The organism is Rhizobium sp. 62_C5_N11_2 (assembly GCF_051811185.1).
In the GTDB taxonomy this organism is placed as follows: Bacteria; Pseudomonadota; Alphaproteobacteria; order Rhizobiales; family Rhizobiaceae; genus Rhizobium; species Rhizobium leguminosarum.
The window spans coordinates 2184070-2208008 of record NZ_JBPWPW010000001.1 but is presented as its reverse complement, the minus strand read 5'-3'; the positions used below and the strand labels follow the sequence as shown (position 1 = coordinate 2208008).

Sequence of the window (23939 nt, the reverse complement as noted above, 5' to 3'; positions counted from 1 at the left end):
CCGGCAGGTGTCTGCTCATCGGGCCTATTTGGTCGGCTGCGAATCCGTCATCGTCGCTCCCGGCTGGCTGCCCGGTGTCGTGGAAGCTGTGGCGGTCGATGACGGCGAGAGAGTGCTGTCCAGCAGGCTTGCCATCTTGTCGTCGCGTATGCTCGCGGTCTTTTCGCCCATGACGACGCCGACCACGCGGCGGCCATCCTTCAGCGCCGACGTCACGACATTGTAGCCTGATGCGTCGGTGTAGCCGGTCTTGATGCCGTCGACGCCGTTATAGCGATACATGAGGTTGTTATGTCCGCGCAGCTTCATGCCGCGGAACTGAAAGCCGCGCATGGAGAAGAGCTTGAACTCCTCTGGAAAGTCGCGCATCAGCGAAACGCCGAGTGTCGCCATATCACGCGCGGTGGTGACCTGCTCAGGATCGGGAAGGCCCGATGGATTCTTGAAGACCGTATCCTTCATGCCGAGCTGACGTGCCTTGTCGGTCATCGCCTTGGCGAAAGCCGGTTCGGAGCCGCCAAGCTGCTCGGCGATCGCCACAGCCGCATCGTTGGCGGACAGCACGACAATCCCTTCGACCGCTTCGCGCAGCGTCACCTTGCGGCCGGCGCCGACGGCGAGCTTGAAAGGCTCCTTGCTCTCGGCATTTTCCGACATGGTGAGCTTCTGATCCCAGTTGAGGCGTCCGTCATGCAGGGCCTCGAAGGCGAGATAGAGCGTCATCATTTTGGTCAGCGACGCCGGATAGTTCAGATCGTCCTGATTGGAGCCTTCAAGGACCTGACCGGACTGCACATCAACGACGAAGCTTGCCTGGCCTGCCTGAGCCAGAGTGAAAGCGCCCATCAGGAAAACGGAAGAGAGCGCGGTGGCAAGGAGCCGGGATGTCGTCTTGGTCATCAATGTTGCTGTCTCTATCGTTTGGATGGTGGAGTGAGCCATTCGCTTTAATGTGAGCGGATCAGAAAAGTTTGTGACGGAATGAAGGACAGGGGGCAATAAAAAAGGGTCATCCACAACTGATTCCTTTTGTCTCACCCTCTTCGGTTTTGACAATGATGCGCTCGGCTCGTAGAAAACTCGCCATGAGCATGAAGCGCGCGCCTTTCTCCCGTCATATCAGCACCTGCCTGCAGGTCGCGATCGCGCGCGCTTTTGGCGGACGAGGTCTTCGCGTCCTGCTGTGACGTTGGGGCGCTCAGGCGTCCGGCGCGCTGCTGGACGTAAAGCCCCTCACCACGTCAATCAAGGCTGCCAGGGAGACAGGCACCGTGCTCAATATTTATCATGTCAATTCGCTCGTCCATTGGGAGGAGCGCGAGATCAATCTGCGCGATCATATGGTCGGCTTCCTCTCGCAAGAGGTCCGCAGTTTTCTTAGATCCGTCAATCCGGCCTGGGATGTCAGGAGGGTCGAGGCGCCGGCCCTGATGCCGCGGTCGCTGGTTTCAAGCGCCTATTCGAACGCCGATATCTGGGTTCAGGAACAGCTCTCCGCCAGCGATACTATGCTGGTGCTGAGACCGGAGACGACGCCGTCGACCTACATCTACATGCAGCATATTCTCGGCAATCACTCGAAAACACGGCTGCCCCTCTGCGTCTGGCAGGCCGGCAGATCCTATCGTCGCGAGCAGGAGCAGCCGACCAAGCAAATGCGGCTGAAGGAATTCTGGCAGCTCGAATTCCAGTGCGCCTTCACGGCCGACAGCGGCAACGACTATCACGCCGCCTGCCTCGAGCCGGTCCGCCGCATGATCGCATCGCTGATCCATCTGCCGACGCGGATCGTACCCTCCGATCGGCTGCCGGCCTATTCCGAGGTGACGATGGATATCGAGGTCGACAATGGCGACAAGTGGATGGAGGTCTGCTCGATCTCGCGACGCACGGATTTTCCCCAGCGTTACCGGTCGCAGCCGAAGAAGGGAGCGGCCGTCGACCACGACGTGCTGGTGCTTGAGATCGCCATCGGCCTCGATCGGTGCATTTATAACTGGAGCGTAGCCGCCGATCGATGAGATATCGGGAACCGGGACCGCCAAACGGTCCCGGTTCCCGGTGGTCTGAAAATTTATGAAAAGTCGATCTCGGCGGCGAGGCGGATTTCTACCGTCGCCTTGCCCGCATCGAAACCATCGAGTGTTTCATTGTGGTGGGCAATGATCTCGGAGAAGGTGAAGGTCGCCGTGTCGCCTGTCGTGTGGCCATCGGCAATCAACGTCACATCATATCCGAGCGACACGGCTCGCCTGACTGTCGTGTCGACGCAGAATTGCGACATGCATCCACCGACGACGAGGTGTGTGACCGATCGTTCGCCCAGGCGTTCTGCAAGATCGGTCTCGAAGAAGGAGTCGGCGCTTTTCTTGCGCACAACGACGTCGGCCTGCCTCGGCGCGATCTCGTCGCGCAGCGCCCAACCCGGCGTGCCGGTGGCCAGTCGATGGCCGCTGTCGCCGTCATGCTGAACGAGCACGATCGGCGCGCCCGCCTGCCGAGCTTTTTCCTGCAGCACGGCCAGCCGTGCGACGGTCTCGTCGAGTGCGGCATCAATATCAGGTTGCCGCTCCGGCGAGGCTTTGCCGGAGAGGATGGCATTCTGGACGTCGATGATCAGAAGGGCCTTGGTCATTTCGGGCGAGGTTTCCGCGGCTGGATGGCGAATGGACAACACTCGCGCTTCAAAGAGCGAAAGCCGCCCGACACGTGGTCAAGCGGCTTTCCAATTGCGGGCACCAGTCAGGCTCAGCCGAGCCTGCCTGCGGCGTGGGCGAGCATGGTGTAGACCTTGCCCGTATCCGAGGTGAGGTAGGACTGCGTCACCGTCCGGTTCGGGTCGGTGCGGGCGACGTCGGCGAGCAGCTTTTCGAAATCACCAATGTAGCGGTCGACGGCGGTGCGGAACTCCGGTTCGCGGTCGTATTTGCGCTTGATCTCGTCGAAGGTCTGTTGGCCCTTCAGCGTGTAGAGGCGGCGGGTGAAGACGTCGCGCTCGCCGCGCTGGTAACGGCGCCAGAGATCGACCGAGGCGTCATGGTCGATGGCGCGGGCGATATCGACCGAGAGCGAGTTCAGCGATTCGACGACGTGACGTGGATTGCGGCTGTCGTTGCTGCGCGCGACCGGTGCGGCAGTTTCCGCCGGGCGGGCCGGAACGCGGGCAGCCGCCTCGTCGGCGGCCTCCTCACGCGATGCGCCACGCAGGAGGTCGCTGATCCAGCCGCCGCTTTCCGGACGCGCCGGCTCCTGACGGCCTGTTTCCTGGCGAGTGGGGACAGGCTGCGGGGCGGCGCGCTGGGGAGCGGCAGCCGGCGCAGATGGTGCGATCGTTCCGCGCAGACCTGCCGCTTCGATCGGCGGGGGTGCTGCCGGCTGCGGCGGCTGGGCTGCGACCGGCTGGGCGGGACGTGGGGCAGGCTGCACCTGAGCGAGCGTACGGGCGACAGGCTCGGAGATCTCGAGCTGCTGGCTGGAGCGGCCGACGAGCTGGGAGATATCCTGCAGCGCCTTGATCTGCTCGGCGACGGCCCGGCGCATGGCCGAGGCGCTTTCCTTGGCTTCCTCGGGAAGATCGAAGGCGCCACGCTTCAGCTCGGCGCGAGTGGCGTCGAGCTCGTTACGGATGTCGGCGGCGGAGCGGCGGATATCCTCGGTGGCGCCGGAGAAGCGGCCGACGGCATCATCGATCGCTTCGCGCAGCGCTTCCCGCATGTTCTGGGCGGCACCGTCGGAGGCACGGCCGGCTTCCCCGAGCATACGCTCGACTTCCGACAGCGAGGCCGTGAGACCGCCGCGAATGCGATTGGAGAGATCGCCGGAACGGCGTTCGACATTGGCGAAGGTGCCGTCGATCGTCGTATTGGCCTCGTCGCCGGCGCGGGTGATCGCCTCGCGCATCGTCTCTGCCGCTTCCTGGGCACGCTTCTCGGTTTCGGTGAGAATGCGGCCGATATCGGCGAAGGAGGATTGCACACCTTGGCGCAGATTGCCGGTGACCTGGTTGGAGCGTTGCTCTGCCCGCTCGAACACAGTCTCGATCATGCTGCCGAGGCCTTGCATGGTCTTTTCGATCTCGGCGGAGCGCTGGACGAGGCCGACGGAGAGTGTCTGCAGCGCGCTCTCGCGCTCTTCGAGCGTCGAGGCGAGGTTGGACTGGGCGGCGCCGAGAAGCTGCGAGGCCTGAGTCAGGACCTTGGAGTGTTCGTCGAAGCGGCCGATGATCCCGCCGACCTGCGCCAGCGTCTGGCCCGAGATGTCGGAGAGGCGGTCGATCTTGCCTTCGAGGAGCCTGGTCGAGGCGGAGACCATTTCAGCGGCCTTGGTGGCGGAGTCGGCAAAGCGCGTGGTGGTGTCGCCGAGAAGGCCGTCGACGCTGGCCAGTTGTTCGGCGGAGCGGTTCATCATCATCGCCATCGCCGCACTGCTTTCCGACATGCGCTGGACGAGGCCGTTGACGTTGCCGACCAGGCTGTTTTCGATGGCGCTGACGGCATTGGCGACATTCTCGGTGCGGGCGGCAACGGCGCTGGCGAGTGCTTCGTTTTCGGCGCGCAGACGGTCGGCGCTGAGATTGGCCGCGGCGGTGATGCGGGCGGCGGCCTGCTCGCCGGCATCGGTATAGCGGTCGATGATCGGGCGGGCCGTTTCGTCGAGGATGCGCGTCAATTCGACCGAACGGCCTGATAGCATCGAGTTGAGGTCGCGGGTGCGCTCTTCGAGCGTCGAGCGGATCGAGTTGCCGCGCGTTTCCAGTGCCCGGTCGATGTCGGAGAACGTCGTATCGATCTCGCGGGCACGCTCCTCGAGATTGGTGCGAATGGCGCTGCTGCGCGCTTCGAGCGCCCGGTCGACATCCGCCATGGTGGCGGAAATCTCGCTGCCGGCGCCCGACAGTGTCGAGCGGATGGCATTGCCGCGTGTCTCCAGAGACTGGCCGGCATCCGACAACACCTTGGAGATGGCATTGACCTGCGTGCCGACGATGGTCTCGGCCTCGGCGACCTTGTTGACGATGGCGTTACCGGCTTCCGAGAAGGTCTGGGCGACGGCAGCGGCCTGGCTTGCCAGCCGGTTCTGAGCTTCAGCGACACGGGTGACGATCTGCGACGAACGCTCATCCATGGTGCGGGTGAATTCGTCGCTTTTCGCATTGAGATCCTCGGCGAATTGCTGGCCGGTCTTGCCAAGCAGTTCGGTGGTTCTCGTCGCTTCGCCTTCCATTCCCTGGGCCGCGTCGGCAACCGCGCTGCGCAGCGTCGAGGCGAGACCGGCGGCCTTGCCTTCGATGGTGCGGTTGACGGCCTCGAGACCGACGGTCAACGCACGGTCCATGGTGGAGAGGCGTTCCTCAATGCGTTCATTGCCGCGGTCGAGCGTTTCGCCGAGGCTCGCGGTGCGGCCCTCGATGGCGCCCGTCAGGCTGGTGGTGCGGCTGTCCAGCGTCTCGGCCAGATTGGCGGTGCGGCTGTCGATCGCCTGGGTGAGGTTTGCGGCACTGCCTTCGAGCGTCGCCGAGATGCGCCGAGTGGTATCGTCGCTGAGCGCGCCGAGACGGGAGACGCCGTCGGCAAGCACGCCGGACAGCTGGCCGGTGGCCGCTTCGACCTTTTCGGCAACGCCGCCGACGCCGTCGCGGATGCGGGTCTCGATCGCTGCGAGACCGGTTTCCACACGTGATCCGGTTTCTTCAAAACGGCCCGTCAGGCTTTCGACCGACCGATCGAGATGGGCGGAGAAATTCTGGGTGGAGCTCGAAATCGCATGTGCCGCCTCCTGGAAGCGGCTGGCGATCTGGCCGGCGCCGGCATGCATGCGATCTTCCAATGTCTGGGCGCCGGCATCGATCGCCTGGCGGATCGCGGCTTCACGGTGCTCCAGCGACAATTCGAGCATGCCGACACTCGTCGCCACCGATGTGCCGATGCTGGTAGCCTGTTCGGCCAGCGTATCGCTGATCAGCGCATGGGCCTGGTTCAGCGATAGGTCGATGGCGTTGGCGCGGTCTTCGAGCGTCGTGCGGATGCGCTCATGGGCAGAGGCGAGCCCACCCTCGATGCGCGCTGCGGCCTCGTCGGCGAGGCCTCCGAGCCGTGTATGTGCATCGGTCAGACGGCCTTCGATGCGGCCGGTCAAACCGCCGACGAGATCCTCGAAGCGGGCGCCGCCCGTATCGAGAACGCCCGAGAGGGCGGCGCTATGTTCGGAAAGCGCATTTTCGAGCCGCTGCTGATTGTCGGTATAGGCGGTGCGGATCGCATCGGTCTTGTCGGAGAAGGCGCCGGCGACTCGTGCCTCGGCACCGGAGACGGCCTCCATAATGGCGTTGCTGCGGGCTTCGAGCACACTGTCGAAGCGGCTCTGGTTATCGTCGAGCGAAATGGCGAGCGCCATGGTCTTTTCATCGAGCGTATCGGTGAGCCGGTCGTGGGTTGCCGTCACGGCGCCGATGATCGCGGCGGTGCGGTGCCCCAAGGCTTCCTCGAGGCGGGCCTGGCCTTCATTCAGCGAGGCGGCAAGGGCGGCGGCCTTCTGGTCGAGCACACCGTTCAGGCCTTCGTGCGTGCCGGAGACCGCATTGGTGATCGCTTCGGCGCCTGTTGTCAGCGTCTCCTCGAGACGGCTCTGGCTCTCGTTCAGCGAGATGGCAAGCGCCATCGCCCGGTCGTCGAGTGTCTCGGACAGGCGGTCGTGGGTGGCGGAGACCGCATTGAGGAAGGATTCCGAGCGGCTCTCCAGCGTGTCCTGCAGGCGGCTCTGGCCTTGGTTCAGGGAGGCGGCGAGCGCCGTCGCCTTTTCGTCGAGTGTGTCCTCGATACGCGTCTGAGTTTCGTTGAGCGAAATGGCGAGCGTCATCGCCTTTTCGTCCAGCGTCTCGGAGAGGCGATCATGGGTGTCGGAGACAGCGTTCAGGAGAGCTGCGGAGCGGGTTTCAAGCGTATTCTCGATACGGGCCTGGCCTTCGCTCAGCGAGGTGGCAAAAGCTGCCGCCTTGCCGTCCAGAGTCTCCGAGAGACGATCATGAGTGCCGGAGACGGCGTTCAGAAGGGCCGCGGAACGGGTTTCGAGCGTGTCCTCGATGCGGGCCTGGCTCTCGTTCAAGGTATTGGCCAGCGCCATGGCCTTCTCGTCGAGCGTCTCGGCAAGGCGATCTCGCGTGCCGGACACGGTGTTCAGCAGCGCCTCGGCGCGCGCTCCAAGCGCATCCTCGATGCGGGCATGGCGCTGGTCGAGCGAGGTCGTAAGGGCGGCCGCCTTGCTGTCCAGCGTTTCTGACAGGCGATCATGCGTGCTTGATACGGCGTTGAGGAAGGCCTCGGAGCGGGTCTCGAGCGTATCCTCGATACGAGCCTGGTTTTCGTTGAGCGAAATGGCGAGAGCCATCGCCTTTTCGTCGAGCGTCTCGGAGAGGCGGTCATGCGTGCTTGATACCGCATGCAGCAGCGCTTCGGAGCGGGTCTCGAGCGTGTCCTCGATGCGGGCCTGGCTCTCGTTCAGAGAGATGGCCAGCGTCATCGCCTTTTCGTCGAGCGTCTCGGCAAGACGGTCATGGGTACCGGAGACGGCATTGATGATGGCGTCGGAGCGCGTCGCCAAGGCTTCCTCGAAGCGGCCGTGATGGGTGGTCAGCGCCTCGACCAGCGCGCCACCGCGCTCTGCCATGACGCTGTCGATACGGCCGTGGGCCGTGCCGAGCGCTTCGCTGATTTCTGCCGCACGGGCAGTAAGCACGCCGCTTAGCTCCTCGGCGCGACCGCCGAAGGCAGTGGTCACCTGCTCGGTGCCGGCGGCAACGGCAGTCGTCAGATCGGTGGTGGTGGTGCGCAGAGTGTCGCGGAATTCGGCCGAGCGTGTCTGAAGGTTGTTCTGCAGCTCGGAGGTACCGGTCGCAAGCGTCAGCGCGATGTCAGACGTAGCGCTCTGCAGCGCCGAGGTCAGTTCGCCGGTGCGGCTGGTGAGTACTGTGGTGATTTCGTCCGCGCGGCTGCCGAGGGTGCTTTCCAGGACTTCGTGGCCGGTGGCGAGCGTGGTGGCGAGCGCCAGCGACTGGTCGGTCATCGACGAACCAAGGCGGTCGATGCCGGAATTCAGGATGCCGTCGATCGAATCCGAGCCGCCGGTCAGCGTCTCGTTGATACGAGCGAGGCTCTCCATCAGCTTGGTGTCGAGCGAGCCTGTGCGTTTGTCGAAGGCGCTGGTGAATTCGGCGACGCGTTCGTCGAAGGCGGTCGACAACTGGGCGACAGTCGTCTGCAGCCGCTCCTCGAAGAAGCCGGAGCGCACGTCGAGATCCATGACGGCGTCGTCGGCGGTCGTTTGCAGGCTCTGGCGGAAGCTTGCACCCTTTTCGTCGAGCGCGCTGTTCAACTTCGACAGCACGTCGTCAAGCGTGCCGCCGATCGTGCGTTCGCCTGACGTCAGGCTCTCGTTGATCTCGCGGGTGCGGGCGATCAGGATCTCATTGAGCTGGTGCGTACGCTCGTTCAGCGCCGCATTCAGCTTTTCCGTGCTGCTGTCCATGGTCGAGGCGCGCGTCTCGAACTGGCTGAGCAGCCTTTCGCCATGATCGTTGAGATTGACGGAGAGGGCTTCGAGGCGGTTGTCGAATTCGGTAGCCAGCGCAAAACCCGATGCGTTCAGTGTCTGCAACAGGGTATCTGTCTTGGCTGCGAGCAGGCTGCCCATCGACTGCAGGGCGCTGTCCGACTTTTCCAGGATCGTCGCGGCGCGTGTATCGATGAGCGAGGCGAAGGCTTCGCCCGATGTGGCAAGCCGTACCGCGATCTCTTCGGTCGCAAGCGAGAGCTCTTCCTTCAACTGATCGTGTACGCTGCCGATCGAGGTGCGGATACGGTCGGCATGGTTGACGATCGCTTCGCGCTCGGAGCCGAGTTCGTGGACGAGACCGCGCACGCGCAACTCGTTGTCGGCATAGGAACGTTCAAGGGCATTGACTTCGGAATGGACGAGCGTTTCCAGCTCGGAGGCACGAGCGATGGTGCGCTCGATGCCCTCATTCATGGCCGAGACCTCACGGCGCACGGCCTGGCCGACCGTCATGATGCGCTCGGAGGCGATGGTTTCCGGCTCTGCAAGGCGCAATGCCACTTCTGCCATGGAGCGGGCGGCGTTGCGCATGTCCTGGGCGCGGGAGATCATAATGGCGAAGGCATAGAACATCATCATGGGAATGACGATGCCGACGAGGCCGGCGATGACGCCGGGCAGGGCGACGAGATCGGCGAGCGAACGGATCTGCCAGATCTGCGGAGAATAAAGCAGCGACATCAGACCGAGGCCGGCCATGACCCAAAGCACAGAAAACAGGGTGGCGGTACGCACCGCCGAGCGGCTGGAGGCGCCGTCAAAGGATTTCAGGATCGAGGCGGGCGTATTGCGGCTGGCATCGTTGGCGGGCGCGAAGGTCGGGCCCCTGGAAGCCTGCTCGCCGGCGGCACCGCGGCGGCTGCGGCGCTGCGCTTCTTCCTGGGCCTGCTGATTGCGCGCATTCACTGGATCAGACACATTAGCCTCCGGGGCCTGGGGCGCGTCGCCGCGGCGAGACGGTACGTTATCCTTGCTGAAGTCGATCTGGAGCGCCTCGTCCAATGCCTTGAACGCCTTGTCCTCAATCGACTCGTTATATTTGTTGTTCGCCATTCGGGTATGCCTCGTTACTGTCAGCCGGCCCAACCGCGCATCCGGGGCTTCCGCCTCACCCGGGAACAACTTTGCCGTTCCAGCCTCCCATCCCAACGAAGGACGGATAAGCATGTCATTTCAGAGTAGATAGCCGCTTTTTCAAACGGAAGGTATCAAAACACTACCATTATCCACTCGCTCGGCAAAGGCGCGTACCATAAACCCGCTCCACCAGTATCGTAGTGACACATCTGGGCTCTTCACACAATTAATGAAGGCTTGAGATTCACGGCCCGTTAACCCGTTGTTAACATCTTTGAATCCTAGACACCGCTTAAAAACCAATAATTTAGGGATGTTTAACGGACGTTAACCATATGGCGAGATTTCCACCCTGAGTGTGCCGGAATTTAACGTGATAGCCACCCTCCTGACGCAGAACTGTTGCAACTGCGGACGACAGAGACGGGAGAATTGGCAATGGCAGCCCAGATGGCAGCATTGAACATCGTATTCGAGGCGCCGGATAATGCAAAGGGACCATGTCCCTCGAAGGTCCGGCCGATCGATCTGGTCCATCTCGCAAAGCAGACGATGGGCGACAAGACGCTGGAAATCGAAGTCCTTCAGATGTTTGCGCGCCAGGCCCGTGCATGTCTACAGGATATTGCGAGCGGTGAAACCATCCGTATCGGGGCAGCCGCGCATCGGCTGAAGGGCGCGGCAAGCTCAGTCGGCGCGTTCCGCGTGTCGCAGACGGCGGAAGCGGTCGAGGAAACCGGCGGCGATGCCGGCGCGACGGCAGCGCTGGGTGCCGCCGTCATCGACGCCGAGAATTTCATCCTGAAGCTCTGCCGCGGCTGATCTCTAAGTCTTTATTTAATGCATGTCATTGTCCCAAAACCGCTGCACACTGTTGGACGACGTGCAGGAGATAGTGTTTTAACGAGGCCCGTTGTTCCATTGCGGAACCGCGGGTCTTTTTGCGACGTCCCGTATGACGCTTTGAAGACGGCGGGCGAAGGCCCGATCTGCGAGGCTATGGCGGATTTCGCCAATATTGACTGACGCGTCGAATTGTCGGAAGAAAATTCGCCCACCCACCTGAAGACCGGAAATAGTCCTGATGCCCAAACTTACCATCGTCGCCTTCGACGGCACGCGCTTCGACCTCGACGTCGACCAAGGCTCCACCGTGATGGAGAATGCCGTGCGCAATTCGGTGCCCGGCATCGAGGCCGAATGCGGCGGCGCCTGCGCGTGCGCGACCTGTCATGTCTATGTCGATGAGGAGTGGACGGAAAAGGTCGGCCAGCCGGAAGCGATGGAAGAGGACATGCTCGACTTCGCCTTCGATGTGCGCCCGACCTCGCGGCTGTCCTGTCAGATCCGGATGAAGGCTGTCTATGACGGGCTCGTGGTCCACGTGCCGGAACGCCAGGCCTGAAGCACGTTACGCTTCAAACGTCGCCGAAACATTCGATATCAAAAAAGACGCCTCGCGCGCTTGAGCGAGCGAGGCGAGGCGGGCGCATTACCTACGGATGAGGGAGGAACATCCGCGGCTTCGGAACGCGCCAGGAGAACCCAGCGATGAAAGTGCAGATGCCGTAGCTGAACTTTCGAATGTGTTCATATTAACGCGTTCCGGTTGAGTCTGCCAGGATGAAAAATGACCATTCAATCGCTGGGGAGGGTGCAAGTTTCGCACAAGTTTCGTTGTGCAGCTCAGGTTTTCCGCTCGCAACCAGATTGAAAAAGCCTTATTTTTCGCCGGCTCGACCGTTGATTCGATTATTTAGCAACCTCAACATTCGCTTCTGAAAATTGACGGCCTCGACCCGATCGAATCGCGCCTGCTGCCGGTCGTGCTCCTCTATACCGCGAGCTGATTCGTTGGAGACGAGTTCCTGCATGGCTTCGCAGCTGCGCTGCTGGCGCAGCGCGCGAATGGCGCGCTCCATGGCGCGGGCCTGATCGCGGGCGATCTCGGCATGGCGCTCCTCGTGGCGCTTGATATCGCTCGACAGCGCGTCCCAGATCATCGACAGCTCCTTGCTGGCGCCCTTGCGGCTGCTCCAGCGCGGCAGGATGATCTGGGTGTGGACCGTGACCTTGACGTTGCCGACGCGGCAGCGCCCGTTATCCTGGATATAGGTTGCCTCGCCGCCGAAGCGGATCTTCGTGGCGCCGGGATGGCGGGCAGAGGAACCGCTCGCCGTCGGGCCCCGCCGGCTGAGTTCGCGATCGAGCTCATCCGCTGTTTTGCCGCGAATGTCGAAATAGGAATAGCTTTTCGATGCGATCACTTCGGCTGCCACGGGGCTGCAAAGGGAAAGAGCAATGGAAAAGGCGATAGGAAGGACCATATAACGCACTGCAAGCGGCATTCTGAACGCAACCCGTGTTGAAATCGACAGGAGCTTGGGGCATAGCCACCGCAAGCGCAATATCGGATGGCGCTTTTTTCGTCCTCAAGGGGATAAGTCTGGTGACAGGGCTCGAAGGCAGTATATGGCGTGTCGGCCATGGCCGGGAGATCGAACTCGGCCGTCGTTCGACGATCATGGCGATCATCAACGTGACGCCGGACTCCTTTTCAGACGGCGGTCGCTTTGAAACCGTCGATGCGGCGGTCGAGCAGGCGCTGCGGGCGGTGAGCGAGGGTGCCGGCATTGTCGATATCGGCGGCGAATCGACCCGGCCGAACGCAGCAACCGTCAGCCCTTCCGAGGAGCAGGCGCGCGTGCTGCCCGTCATCGAGGCGCTACGCGGGCGCACCCAGGCGCTGATTTCGATCGACACCTATCGCGCCGAGACGGCACGGCTTGCGATCGGAGCTGGCGCCCATATCGTCAATGACGTCTTCGGGCTGCAGAAGGAGCCCGATATCGCCAATATCGCCGCGGTGACCGGAGCCGGGCTCTGCATCATGCACACCGGCCGCGATAGGGTAAAACTCGTCGATGTGATTGCCGATCAGGTACATTTTCTCGAACGGTCGCTTGCGATCGCCGCTGCATCAGGCGTCAACCGCGACCGCATCGTACTCGATCCGGGCTTCGGCTTCGCCAAGGAGACGGCGGAGGAGAACCTGGAGCTGATGGCGCGGTTTTCTGAACTTTCCCGTTTCGGCTTGCCGCTGCTCGCCGGCACGTCGCGCAAACGCTTCCTCGGCGCGGTGACGGGCCGTGAGGCACAGGACAGGGATGCGGCGACGGCTGTGACCAGCGCGTTGCTTAGACTTCAAGGGGCTGCGGTTTTTCGGGTGCACAATGTCGCAATCAACAGGGATGCGCTCGATATCGTCGATGCTATGCTCAATGCGCGCCAGGAATTCGAGAGGAAGCGGCCGACATGACCACCTACACGATCACGCTGCAGAACTGCGCCTTCTTTGCGCGCCACGGCGTGCATGACGAGGAGGAATTCCTCGGTCAGCGCTTCTTCGTCGATGCCGAACTCGATGTCGTCGCCGGCGAGGCGCTGGAAAGCGATTCGATCAACGATACCGTCAATTACGGCATCGCCTTCACCGTGATCGAGCAGATCGTCACCGGCAAGCGGCGCTACCTGATCGAGTCGCTGGCGCTCGATATCGCCAAGGGGCTTTGCGAGACATTCCCGCAGATCCGGCGGGCGAAGATCACGGTGCGCAAGCCGAACGCACCGGTGCCCGGCGTGCTCGATTTCGTGCAGGTGAGCGTTGAGCACTTTGCCTGAGGCCGCATTGCAATCCGCCACACTCGGTCTCGGCGGCAATATCGGCGATCCCGTGAAGGCGATGGCGGCCGCGCTGCAGAGGTTGGACGGGCGGGACGACTGCCGGGTTACGGCGGTGTCGCGGCTCTATCGCACGCCCCCCTGGGGAAAGACCGACCAATCCTTCTTCTTCAACGCCTGCGCTGCCGTCGAGACCAGCCTGGAGCCCGAGGCTTTACTCGATGTCTGCCTGTCGATCGAACGTGAGATGAAACGCGAACGCATCGAGCGTTGGGGACCACGGACGCTGGATATTGATGTGCTGACCTATGGCGACGTGATCCAGGACGCGCCGCGGCTGGAACTGCCGCATCCGCGGATGACCGATCGCGGTTTCGTGCTGATGCCGCTTGCCGATATCGCGCCGGGTCTTCTCGTCAGGGGCAGGGCGGTGAGTGACTGGCTTGATGATGCCGAGGTGACCGGCATCGAGGTTGCCGACAACAATCGAGACTGGTGGCGGAGCGCCTGAAGCAGGGAAGCTGAAACGGAAAACGGCGGGAAACCCGCCGCTTCAGGAAAATCCGCTGTGCGGTTTGTCTACTGGATAGAACCGACGGCCATCTCGTCGACCTGGCGGGTCAGCGTCAGGCCGATCACCGGGATCATCTGGCTTTCGACCTTGACCGAAACGGTGACGTTCATCGTCTTGTCGTCGCGCACGCGGGCGATCATCGCACCATTCAGCTTGGCGCGGTTGATGCCGACAACGACGGTATCCTCGCTGACGGCGCCGGAGACGACGTCAAGGCCCTTGCCGGCGGCACCGTCGAGGAACTTGCCCTTGTAGCTAGAGCCCGACTGCGAGATGACGGCGGTCATCGGCTGCTTGAAGACGCCGACGCGGCAGGTGCCGTCGAGCTTGATGCCGGCGCTGCTGTCGCCGGTGGGCTCACCGATCAGGTTGCAGGTGAATTTCGTGCCCTTGTACTTGCCGGCGACGATTTCGCCGGGGCCCTTCCAGGAGCCGGCGACGGAATCGAAGAAGGCCTTGTCACGGGTTGCAGCGGTGGCTGCCGGAGCGACATCTGCAACGGGAGACAATGCCGCGGCGGCCAGGCCGCATACGATGAGAAACTTGCGCGAATACATGGATTTTCCTTGGCAAACACCACTCACGAACTGGCTGCAAGTTTTGCCGAAGAATGGTTAATCCTTCCTTTCGATTGTGCCGAAATGCAAGGCAATACAGGGTTTTTGCGCGGTGATGATTTTAAAATGTCGTCACTAGAGCATTGAATCTGCTAAAATTTCTCTGGCATTACCCTAGGGGAGGCGAAAGCTGCGGAATCGCTGCTTCGTTCAAGGATTGTTGCCGCGAGGCGACATGGAGGGGGTGAGATCGCCGATGAAATCACCGATTCCCGGCCGCTTCAGGGCGTGGAAGGCAAGCGGGCGGCAGAGATCCATCGCCGCGATTCCGATGCGGGCGGTCATCAGGCCGTTGATGACACCTTCGCCGAGTCGGGCCGAGAGCTTCGAGGCAAGCCCATGGCCGAGCACCTGCTGGACCAGGCTGTCGCCGACGGCGATCGAGCCGGTGACGGCCAGGTGCGCCAGCACGTCACGGAGCAGGCGGAACATGCCGAGCGTGCCGGGACGGCCGCCGTACAGCTCGGCCATGGCGCGGATGAGGCGTACCGCCTCGTAGAGCACATAGAGCAGATCGACGACGGCGCGTGGGCTGACGGCGGTGACGATCGAGACACGCTTGGAGGCGTTGACGATGAGCGCCCTGGCCTTGCGATCGAGGGGAGCGAGCAGTTCGCGTTCGGCTAGCGCAATCAGATGTGGGGGATCGATGACCTCGCCTTCGGTCGCCTTCAGCGTCGCGCGACCCTTCGATGTCTCAGGATTTGCCGACAGCAGCGTGGTCAGCTGGGCGACGACTGCGCGCGCCTTGGCCGGCCGAGTCTCGAGTATCGCCGCCTCGGCTTCGGCCTTGATCTTCTGGACGGCGGCAAGGCGCATCATGCCTGATGTTTCGCGGATGACGAGGGCCAGCACGGCAAGAATGCCGATTGCCAGCACGGCAAGGGCTGCATAACCCAGCCAGTCGGCGCGGGTGAAGAGATCGCGGATCAGGCTATCGGTCCAGAGGCCGATGGCGAGCGACAGCAGGATGCCGAGGGCGCCGGCGGCGATCTTGCCGAAGGAGGTTCGACGTCTCAGCGGCGTTGCAACGGGGACCGCGCTCAGATCCTTCTCTGGATTGAGGAAGGGATCGTCCTCGTCAGGTATGACAACGATATTTTCGGAGAAGCTTTCCGGCTTGCGCCGCCGCTCTCCTTGCCGGCCGTTGTCGCGCAGCTCGGCAGCCTCGTCCTCATAGGTGAAGGCAGCGGGTGCGCGGCGCGGCGGATCGGACGGGGGCTTGCTCATGCGAGACGGTCTCCGAACAGGAACTGCATGGCGCGGTCGAGGCGGATATGCGGCACCGACAGCTTGATGCCGCCGCCGGTTTCCTCGAGTTGCGGCGGGCGGAATCTGACGACGTTGACATCGGGCAGTTGCAGACCGGTGTCGCCCGCGGCGAGGCGATCGAACAGGCTTTCCGGATCCTCAGGCAGGTCGCCGGGGAAGATCGCGGTCTTTCTCTGGCCGTCAAAGCGCTCGCCGGCGATGGTTTCGCCCTCCATCGGCGTGCCGACGATGACCGGCAGTTCATGGCCATCACGTTTGACGGTCGCTTCGCGGGTGGCGCGCACGGAGGCAAGCGCCATGACGTCGATTCCGGCGCCTGCCATGCCGATGCGGTCGATGGCGCGATCCACTAGGCGGCGGGTCAGGGCATCGAGCCGGTCGTGGCTTTCATGGTGGAGATGGTCAGCCTTGGTGGCGGCGACCAGCACGCGGTCGATGCGACGCCCGAGCAGGGAGGAGAGCAGCGAATTGGTGCCAGGGCGGAAACAGGCGAGCACATCGGTCAGCGCGCGTTCCAGATCTTGCACGGCTTCGGGGCCGCGGTTCATCGCCTGCAGTGCATCGACCAGGACGATCTGGCGGTCGAGCCGGGCGAAATGTTCGCGGAAGAAAGGTTTGACGACGACCGATTTGTAGGCCTCGTAGCGCCGCTCCATCATCGTCCAGAGCGAGCCGCGGCCGGGACGTCCGTCCGGCGGCAGCGCTAGCGGCGCGAAGGTCAATGCCGGCGACCCGTCGAGATCGCCGGGCAGAAGCAGGCGGCCGGGCGGCAGGGTGGAAAGCGAGCGCTCGTCGGCCTTGCAGGCCTTGAGATAATCGGCAAAGGAGGTGGCGAGATCGCGGGCGACCATCTCGTCGGCGCCGGCATGGATATCGGCGGTGCGCGTCAGCGCCAGCCATTGGCGTGAAAGCTCGGAGCGGACGCCGGTTTCGGCAAGCGCAATCGTCTCTTCGCTGAAGGTACGATAATCCTTGCCGAGCAGTGGCAGGTCGAGCAGCCATTCGCCGGGATAATCGACGATATCGATCGACAGGCGGCCGGGCGAAAAAAGCCGGTTCCAGCCGCTGGCGCTCTGATAATCCAGCGTGATGCGCAGTTCGGATATGGCCCGGGTCGAATCCGGCCAGATACGGTCCTTCACCAGTGCGCGGATATGGTCCTCGTATTGAAAGCGCGGCACGGCATCGTCCGGCTGCGGTTCCAGCCGCACCGCTGAGACGCGACCGGATTGCACCGCCTCGAACAGCGGCAGGCGGCCGCCATTCAAGAGATTGTGGACCAGCGAGGAGATGAAGACCGTCTTGCCGGAGCGGGAGAGGCCGGTGACGCCGAGCCGCACGGTCGGATTGACGAGGCCGCTCGCCCGATCGGCGAGATTGTCGAAGGCGATGCGGGCGTCATCGGCAAAAGATGTCAGGCGTGGCGGCAAGGCGCGATTCCGGTTGGTGACTGCCTCGCAATATAGGGAGGGCGCGCCGCCCGCAAAAGAAGCGGCGCGAAAGTCTTCAGACGACCACGAAATCGGTGAGGCGCCAGACGGCGGCGGAAGCATCGTAATCGACGACGGCAAGGCCTGCCGTCGGGAAGCCGCCGGGAAGGGCGCTTACCATCGCCTCGTGACCGATCAGCGCCTCCAGCGCCTGCTCCATGGTCGGATTGTGGCCGACCAGCATGACGGCAGATTCGTCCTGCGCATCGATGATCTCGAGATAGGTGTCGACCGTGGCATTATAGAGCGCGTCAACATAACGAACCTCGAGCGTGAGGCCCATCGCCCGGTACACCGCATCGGCGGTATCGCGGCAGCGCAGCGCGGTCGAACTGATCAGAAGATCGGGACGATAGCCCTTGTCGGCGGCCTTGTCGGCGATGATTTCGGCATCGCCAAAGCCCTTTTCGTTCAGCGGCCGGTCGAAATCGCGCTGCCCGGGTTCGGCCCAGGCGGCCTCGGCATGGCGCAGGAGATAGATGCGGTTGGGCGGAGGCAGGGGTACGGTCATGGGCAAATCCAGGATCCAGCGGGCTTTTTCAGTAGCGGTTGCAATCGGCCGGCGTCAACCGTCAGCGATGCTCCAGCTGCCCAAAACGCGGCTGATAACACGGCGTTTTGAAGGCGAAGCAAAAAACGCAAGCCGGAATAATGATGAGAAAATAGTCTGTTAGCCGAAAACTGTGACAGATTTAAAAATCTGTTTACCTGTCGTATTTGGCTTGAATCGCGACTAGCGCTTGGGATATACACCCGGCCAGATGAGATGTTCTTCAGGAGAATCGCGTTGAGTGAGAAGATCGATCTTAGCAATTACGTTCCCTCGGAAGAGGAAGAATTCATGAACGTAAACCAGCGTGCCTACTTCAGGGCGAAGCTGGTTGCATGGAGAAATGATATCCTTAGAGAAGCGCGCGAGACACTCGACCATCTGGCCGAGGAAAGCGCAAACCATCCCGACCTCGCCGACCGGGCGTCGTCGGAAACAGACCGGGCGATCGAACTTCGCGCCCGTGACCGGCAGCGAAAGCTGATTTCGAAGATCGACGCGGCACTGCAGCGCATCGAAGACGGCACCTACGGCTATTGCGAGGAAACTGGCGAGCCGATCGGCCTCAAGCGCCTCGACGCCCGCCCGATCGCGACACTGTCGATCGAGGCGCAGGAGCGTCACGAACGCCGCGAAAAGGTCTATCGCGACGAATGAGAGTTTTCATGCAGGCATGAGAGCAGAATAAGCGCCGCGATCAGATCGCGGCGCTTTTTTGTTATCCATTGTCCTCGCGTGTTGGGGAACAAGCCACAAAGGCCCGGGATCGAGCCGTTGTGGCCGCAGATTCCGTGATTACAGCCGATCTCCTGATGCCAGAGGTTTCCACGATTGCTCTCGATCGGCCTGCATGGCGAGGTCGATCACGATAAGGGTGCCATTCCTGATTCGTCGCCGCATGACGTCTGATCGGTCAGGATCTGTGCGAACCATGCCTTCATCATGAAGAGCCTGCAGCCGCGAGCGCGAAACTTTCAACTCGGACGCGAGCAGACGGTCAAGCCGTATGCTGGTTGGAAACGGGACTATCAGTTCGATTGCCAAACTCGTCCAATGTGCAGTTTCGCGCTGGATTTCTTTCGCGATTTCAAATTCAGCAAACTCGTCCACACGTTGCGACTTGTGCCGGAGAGCATCCAGGTTGAAGGTTTCCGCCCGGATCCAGTCCGGATCGTTGGATTGTAACGCGTCAAGGATTGCAGGGTCGATGTCGCGAACATTGCGGCGCTCGATGATTGGCCGGTTCCATGGCCTTTCACAGGTCAGGCATTTGTAGATAAGCCAAGCATCAAGCTTGCGACCGTTGGCGTTGAGCCGGATCTTGCCGCTGGATTGGAAGGCTCTCAGGCCTCCGCATCCACCGCATGCAATCCAAGGCTGGGGAGCTGTCTTGGGAATAATGGTCCATCGGACCTGAAGCGTATTGCACATACCGTCTTGGTCTTCCGTTCGGAAGTCCACCAAGATGGTGCATGAGAAAACCCCTTGCGGGCGCGGTGTGGCGATGTTGTGGGCGGCTGAAGAGCTGAGACAGCGGAGCTGCACATGGCACATTGTAACAATGCCAAACCGGTCTCTCGCCACCACCCGATGAACATGTTCGCATGCCGCCAGCGTGTCGCTCTGCGGCAGTACGGGTGAAACTGGAGTGAGACCGGTATTTACTTAGGCAAAGTGCCACCTCGAGTGCGCCAACGCTCTTCAACCCTAGGGATAACAAATGATTGGCATGAAAGGCAGCCCCCAAGCCGTTCGTGTGCTGAAAGCCAGGGCAATGCGGCATTTATGCAACGTGATGATGAAGGAAGGGGGGCTCTGGCAATCCGATGTCAGGCAGGCGCGTTTGCCTTCACTTGTCGCGATTGACACTCATTTCGCCGAAGATGCGGGCGACTTCCTTCTGCAGCTCGGTATCGGCGCCGGTGATCGGGGCAAGCTCGGGATCACGGCGTGGCAGGTTGCCCGGCTGCGGCACCGCTTGGCGAGGCGCCTGGTTTGCCGGCGCCGGCACGATGCGTTCGGCCGTCAGATTGTTCGACATTTCCTCTTCCAGCACCCGCTGGAATTCATGACGGATCGCCGCTGCCGGCTGCGCAGCCGGCTCGTCTTCGGCCGTTGCAGGTGCGGCGCGTGCGGCCGCCGGCATGTCCTGGACAGACGGGGCCGAGACCTCGGGTTCGATTCGCTGTTGCGGCAGCACGCGCTGGCGGGCGGCATCGAGGATCTCGGCGGCACTTGAGGCATCGTGAAATGGTGCTGGCTGCGCGGCTGGGGGAGCGGCGGGGCGCTCCGGCGGGCGCGTCTGGGGCGGGACGGCACGCAGAGGATTGTCGCGTTCGGCCGACAGCGGAGCTGTCACAGGCTCTGCCGGAAGAGGGCTCGTGACCACCGGCGGTGCCACGGCAGGCGGGGCCGGTGGTTGGGCCGACGGCTCTGGGCGCGGGCGCGGCTCCGGCGAAACCGGCGCAGAGAAAGTGGGTTCGGCGGCCGGCTCGACACGGGCTGCGACCGGCGGGCGTGGTGGCGAGATCGGCGGCGTTTCCGGCCGCGCGACGGATATCGGACGCTGCTCGACGGGCTGCGGGCGGCTGGCACTGTCCGGCTGTTCGGCCGCTGCGGGGAGGATACGGCTCTCGATGACGATATCGCTCGGGCCGCCGATCATGATCAGGTGCTCGACGTCGTCGCGGCGCACCAGCACCAGACGGCGACGGGCATCGACGGCTGCGGCATCCAGCACTTGCAGCCGGGGCTGCCGGTTGCGGCCGCCGCGCACGAAGGGCGAGGGCGCCCGGCTGCGGATCACCCAGAGCACGATGATGAGCAGGAGAAGCGCCAGACCGACGCCACCGGCGGCAAGCAGGAAACGGCTGCCATAAGCTCCGACAACATCATCCAACATAGTCACTCACTCCATTTCGCATTCGGCACACATTGACGACTTTTCCGTTCCTTAGGCAAGGGCCGCCGATCCTGTCCAGTCACGGGTGAACGCGATTTCGTGTTCCGCTGCTAGAGGAACTCGGCGACCTTGCGCACGGGCAGCAGCTGGGCTTCTGGGGCAGATGGCGCTGTTGCCTGTGAATTCAAGCAGTCTTGCCGGCTAGCGGTGTTTTTGCCGACGCAGCAAATTGCTAAGAAGGAAAGAGTGCCTGATTCCTGCTTCGTGTTCGTGCTACGAAGCGGGAGGGCTTATGTGAGGAATATATGACGAAACCGCGTCAGGCCGACGACTATAACGCACCGCTTGTGGATCGTGGGGGGCGTTCTGGCACGGTCTTGCGCATTCTTCTGCTGGCGCTCGTGCTGATCGCTGCCGCCGGCGCCTTCGTCTTCTTCAAAAAGTCGCTCGACAACGAGGTCGTGCTTGGCGGTCTCGGCGTGCTCGCCATGGTCGGCATCTTCTTCCTGGTATCCTCGGTCATCGGCTTCATCGAGGTGATGCCGCAGCGCCAGTCCGACAGTCTGGCGCGCGCTTTCCTCAACAGCCATCCCGACGGTACGCTGATCACCGACGAAAAAGGTCGGATCATCTATGCCAATGCGGCCTATGGCGCGCTGACCGGCGCGCGCAAGGCGACCGAGGTGCAGACGCTGGAAACGCTGCTGTCGCGCCATCGCGAATCCAACGAGGCGCTTTACAGGCTGGTCAATGGTCTGCGCGAGGGCAAGGAGGGCCGCGAGGAGTTCCGCCTGCTGCGTGCCGTCGGGCCTGGCAGCAACAGCTCCGGCGCCCACTGGTACCGGCTGAAGGCGCGGCTGCTGCAGCCGGAGGAAAGCGGCGGCAGGCCGCTGCAGATCTGGCAGATCACCGACATCACCACGGAGCGCGACGACCAGGAGCGCTTCTTCAAGGAATTGCAGAACGCGATCGACTATCTCGACCATGCGCCGGCCGGCTTCTTTTCTGCCGGCAGGAAGGGCGAGATCTTCTACCTGAATGCGACGCTTGCCGAGTGGCTGGGCCTCGACCTCACCAAATTCGTGCCGGGCTCGATGACGATCGGCGACGTCGTGGCGGGCGAGGGGCTGGCGCTGATTCAGTCGGTGCAGGCCGAACCCGGCCTGAAGAAGACCGTGACGCTCGATCTCGACCTGCGCAAGAGCAATGGCCAGAGCCTGCCTGTGCAGATCATCCACAGCGTTACCTCGATGCGCGACGGCGCACCCGGCGAAAGCCGGACGATCGTGCTGGCGCGTGAAAAGAGCGATGCCGGCGGCCAGTCCGCTTCGGCCGCTGCCATGCGCTTCACCCGCTTCTTCAACAACACACCGATGGCAATCGCCTCGGTTGACGGCGACGGGCGTATCCTGCGCACCAATGCACCATTCCTGAAGATGTTCTCCGGTGTCGTCTCGCGCGATGACCTCGAAAAGGCGCCGCATCTTGAAACCATCGTGCAGGAGAGCGATCGGCCACAGCTCGCCGCGGCGCTGGCGGCGGCCAAGGACCGGCAGGGCGACATTGCGCCGCTCGACACCCGCACACCGACCGACGAGGCGCGCTATTTCCGCTTCTATGTCAATGCCGTCATCGACCAGAGCGACGAGGCGCCCGAGGAGGCGGCGATCGTCTACGCTGTCGAGGTGACCGAGCAGAAGGCGCTGGAAGCACAGATGGCGCAGACGCAGAAGATGAATGCTGTGGGAACGCTCGCCGGCGGCATCGCGCATGATTTCAACAACGTGCTGACGGCGATCCTGCTTTCCTCTGACCATCTGCTGCTGCAGGCGCGGCCCGCCGATGCCAGCTTCGCCGACCTGATAGAGATCAAGCGCAACGCCAACCGTGCCGCCGTGCTGGTGCGCCAGCTGCTCGCCTTCTCGCGCAAGCAGACGATGCGGCCCTCGGTGCTGAACCTGACCGATGTCGTCGGCGACCTGCGCATGCTGGTCGACCGGCTGCTTTCCGGCACCAATGTCAAACTCGACGTGCAATATGGCCGCGACCTCTGGCCTGTCAAAACAGACCTTTCGCAGTTCGAGCAGGTGCTGATCAATCTCTGCGTCAATGCGCGCGACGCGATGCCCGAGGGTGGCACGCTGACACTGCGCACCCGCAATCTGACCGCCGCCGAGGTCTCCGCCTTCAACTACTCCTACATGCCGGCCGAGGACATGGTGCTGGTCGAAGTCGCGGATAACGGCACCGGTATCGCTCCCGAGATCATGGACAAGATCTTCGAGCCGTTCTTCACCACCAAGGATGTCGGCAAGGGCACCGGGCTTGGCCTCGCCATGGTCTACGGCATCGTCAAACAGTCGGGCGGCTACATCCAGCCGGAATCCGAAGTCGGCAAGGGCACAACCTTCCGCGTCTTCCTGCCGCGGCACATTCCGGAGCCGGCGGTGGCCGCCGAAGCGGGCTCGATCGACGGCGCCATCGCCGGGGCCGAAGTGGTGCCGCTGCCGGTATCGCCGCAGCAGCCGGAGGACCTGACGGGATCGGCCGTCATCCTTCTCGTCGAGGACGAGGAGGCTGTGCGCCGCGGCGGCAAGCGCATGCTGGAAACGCGGGGCTACACCGTGCACGAGGCGGGCTCGGGCGTCGAGGCACTCAGCATCTTGGAAGAACTCGACGGCAAGGTCGACATCGTCGTCTCCGACGTCGTGATGCCCGAAATGGACGGTCCGACGCTGTTGCGCGAGCTGCGCAAGACCTATCCCGACATGAAGTTCATCTTCGTCTCAGGTTATGCCGAAGATGCTTTTGCCCGCAACCTGCCGCCGGAGGCGAAATTCGGCTTCCTACCGAAGCCCTTCTCGCTGAAGCAGCTCGCTGTTGTGGTGAAGGAGACGCTGGATGGGTGAGTGAGGTGCTGTCGGAGGGCACGCTGTGCCGTGCCGCATCCCCCTCTGCCCTGCCGGCATCTCCCCCACAAGGAGGGAGATCGGCTGGGTGCACTGGCTCCCTAACCAAATATCCATGCAGCTCGGCGAAACGTTGATGCGATGCGAAGGTTTTGCCGCTTGTAATCTCCCCACCTGTGGGGGAGATGCCCGGCAGGGCAGAGGGGGGCTGGAACGGCACCACCTCTCTGCTAAAAATTGATACCTGCCAGCCCGTCAAC

Annotated in this window: 19 protein-coding genes; 9 read left to right on the top strand and 10 right to left on the bottom strand. The window is 62.8% G+C overall.

All coding sequences use genetic code 11. The features are described from left to right. Nucleotides 1-24: 24 nt before the first annotated feature. Nucleotides 25-900 carry a D-alanyl-D-alanine carboxypeptidase family protein gene (locus AB8B31_RS11155; RefSeq protein WP_018242236.1) on the bottom strand — a complete coding sequence of 292 codons (876 nt, stop codon included), beginning with the start codon at nt 898-900 and terminating at the stop codon, nt 25-27. Between the two features lie 371 nt (nt 901-1271). Between AB8B31_RS11155 and AB8B31_RS11150 the strand changes: the two genes are divergently transcribed. Then, complete coding sequence (locus AB8B31_RS11150) at nt 1272-2021, top strand: aminoacyl--tRNA ligase-related protein (RefSeq protein WP_018242234.1); 750 nt, start codon at nt 1272-1274, stop codon at nt 2019-2021. A 53-nt stretch (nt 2022-2074) separates the two neighbouring features. Here the strand turns inward: AB8B31_RS11150 and AB8B31_RS11145 are convergent, their stop codons facing one another. Together AB8B31_RS11145 and AB8B31_RS11140 are read right to left on the bottom strand one after the other, a co-directional pair. Further along, a complete protein-coding gene (locus AB8B31_RS11145; protein ID WP_028733004.1) occupies nt 2075-2635 on the bottom strand; it encodes a cysteine hydrolase family protein in 561 nt (186 codons plus the stop codon). Between the two features lie 113 nt (nt 2636-2748). Next, complete coding sequence (locus AB8B31_RS11140) at nt 2749-9660, bottom strand: hypothetical protein (protein WP_131702682.1); 6912 nt, start codon at nt 9658-9660, stop codon at nt 2749-2751. A gap of 462 nt (nt 9661-10122) precedes the next feature. On the opposite strand from AB8B31_RS11140, the gene AB8B31_RS11135 reads away from it, so the two are divergent. Beyond that, nucleotides 10123-10506 carry an Hpt domain-containing protein gene (locus AB8B31_RS11135; RefSeq protein ID WP_017964526.1) on the top strand — a complete coding sequence of 128 codons (384 nt, stop codon included), beginning with the start codon at nt 10123-10125 and terminating at the stop codon, nt 10504-10506. A 262-nt stretch (nt 10507-10768) separates the two neighbouring features. Beyond that, nucleotides 10769-11089 (top strand): 2Fe-2S iron-sulfur cluster-binding protein, encoded by a 321-nt coding sequence (locus tag AB8B31_RS11130; RefSeq protein WP_003540151.1) that lies wholly within the window; start codon nt 10769-10771, stop codon nt 11087-11089. A 316-nt stretch (nt 11090-11405) separates the two neighbouring features. Here AB8B31_RS11130 and AB8B31_RS11125 read toward each other — a convergent pair whose 3' ends face one another. After that, complete coding sequence (locus AB8B31_RS11125) at nt 11406-12032, bottom strand: DUF922 domain-containing Zn-dependent protease (RefSeq protein ID WP_018242231.1); 627 nt, start codon at nt 12030-12032, stop codon at nt 11406-11408. A 101-nt stretch (nt 12033-12133) separates the two neighbouring features. Here AB8B31_RS11125 and folP point away from each other — a divergent pair, with 101 nt between their 5' ends. Genes folP through folK form a run of 3 tightly spaced genes read left to right on the top strand, consistent with a single transcriptional unit; the run spans nt 12134 to nt 13876 of the window. Then, a complete protein-coding gene (gene folP, locus AB8B31_RS11120) occupies nt 12134-13003 on the top strand; it encodes a dihydropteroate synthase (protein WP_018242230.1) in 870 nt (289 codons plus the stop codon). Further along, nucleotides 13000-13365: a dihydroneopterin aldolase gene (gene folB, locus AB8B31_RS11115; protein ID WP_003540148.1), complete on the top strand. Its 366-nt coding sequence runs from the start codon at nt 13000-13002 to the stop codon at nt 13363-13365. Before folP ends, folB begins: the two co-directional genes overlap by 4 nt. Next, nucleotides 13358-13876: a 2-amino-4-hydroxy-6-hydroxymethyldihydropteridine diphosphokinase gene (folK, locus tag AB8B31_RS11110; RefSeq protein ID WP_026230490.1), complete on the top strand. Its 519-nt coding sequence runs from the start codon at nt 13358-13360 to the stop codon at nt 13874-13876. The genes folB and folK overlap by 8 nt, the downstream gene beginning before the upstream one ends. A gap of 68 nt (nt 13877-13944) precedes the next feature. Here the strand turns inward: folK and AB8B31_RS11105 are convergent, their stop codons facing one another. Further along, on the bottom strand, nt 13945-14496 hold the full coding sequence (locus AB8B31_RS11105) for a hypothetical protein (RefSeq protein WP_003540146.1): 552 nt from the start codon (nt 14494-14496) through the stop codon (nt 13945-13947). A 9-nt stretch (nt 14497-14505) separates the two neighbouring features. On the opposite strand from AB8B31_RS11105, the gene AB8B31_RS11100 reads away from it, so the two are divergent. Further along, the gene (locus AB8B31_RS11100) at nt 14506-14643 is read left to right on the top strand and encodes a hypothetical protein (protein ID WP_157214121.1); all 138 of its coding nucleotides are present in this window, start codon (nt 14506-14508) and stop codon (nt 14641-14643) included. A gap of 63 nt (nt 14644-14706) precedes the next feature. On the opposite strand, the gene AB8B31_RS11095 is transcribed toward AB8B31_RS11100, so the two are convergent. From AB8B31_RS11095 to AB8B31_RS11085, 3 genes are all read right to left on the bottom strand, one after another. Next, nucleotides 14707-15786 carry a YcjF family protein gene (locus tag AB8B31_RS11095; RefSeq protein ID WP_028733002.1) on the bottom strand — a complete coding sequence of 360 codons (1080 nt, stop codon included), beginning with the start codon at nt 15784-15786 and terminating at the stop codon, nt 14707-14709. Continuing rightward, a complete protein-coding gene (locus AB8B31_RS11090; protein ID WP_018445179.1) occupies nt 15783-17258 on the bottom strand; it encodes a YcjX family protein in 1476 nt (491 codons plus the stop codon). The genes AB8B31_RS11095 and AB8B31_RS11090 overlap by 4 nt, the downstream gene beginning before the upstream one ends. Before the next feature lie 76 nt (nt 17259-17334). After that, nucleotides 17335-17829 carry a SixA phosphatase family protein gene (locus AB8B31_RS11085; protein ID WP_018445180.1) on the bottom strand — a complete coding sequence of 165 codons (495 nt, stop codon included), beginning with the start codon at nt 17827-17829 and terminating at the stop codon, nt 17335-17337. Nucleotides 17830-18105: 276 nt separating this feature from the next. Between AB8B31_RS11085 and dksA the strand changes: the two genes are divergently transcribed. Further along, complete coding sequence (gene dksA / locus AB8B31_RS11080) at nt 18106-18525, top strand: RNA polymerase-binding protein DksA (RefSeq protein WP_017964517.1); 420 nt, start codon at nt 18106-18108, stop codon at nt 18523-18525. A gap of 138 nt (nt 18526-18663) precedes the next feature. On the opposite strand, the gene AB8B31_RS11075 is transcribed toward dksA, so the two are convergent. Both AB8B31_RS11075 and AB8B31_RS11070 read right to left on the bottom strand, forming a co-directional pair. After that, nucleotides 18664-19299: a DUF1062 domain-containing protein gene (locus AB8B31_RS11075; protein ID WP_018445181.1), complete on the bottom strand. Its 636-nt coding sequence runs from the start codon at nt 19297-19299 to the stop codon at nt 18664-18666. 418 nt (nt 19300-19717) lie between these two features. Then, entirely contained in the window at nt 19718-20776 is a 1059-nt protein-coding gene (locus AB8B31_RS11070; RefSeq protein WP_028733001.1) for a flagellar biosynthetic protein FliO, read from the bottom strand. Between the two features lie 299 nt (nt 20777-21075). On the opposite strand from AB8B31_RS11070, the gene cckA reads away from it, so the two are divergent. Next, nucleotides 21076-23679 (top strand): cell cycle histidine kinase CckA, encoded by a 2604-nt coding sequence (cckA, locus tag AB8B31_RS11065; RefSeq protein ID WP_018445183.1) that lies wholly within the window; start codon nt 21076-21078, stop codon nt 23677-23679. Nucleotides 23680-23939: the final 260 nt, after the last annotated feature.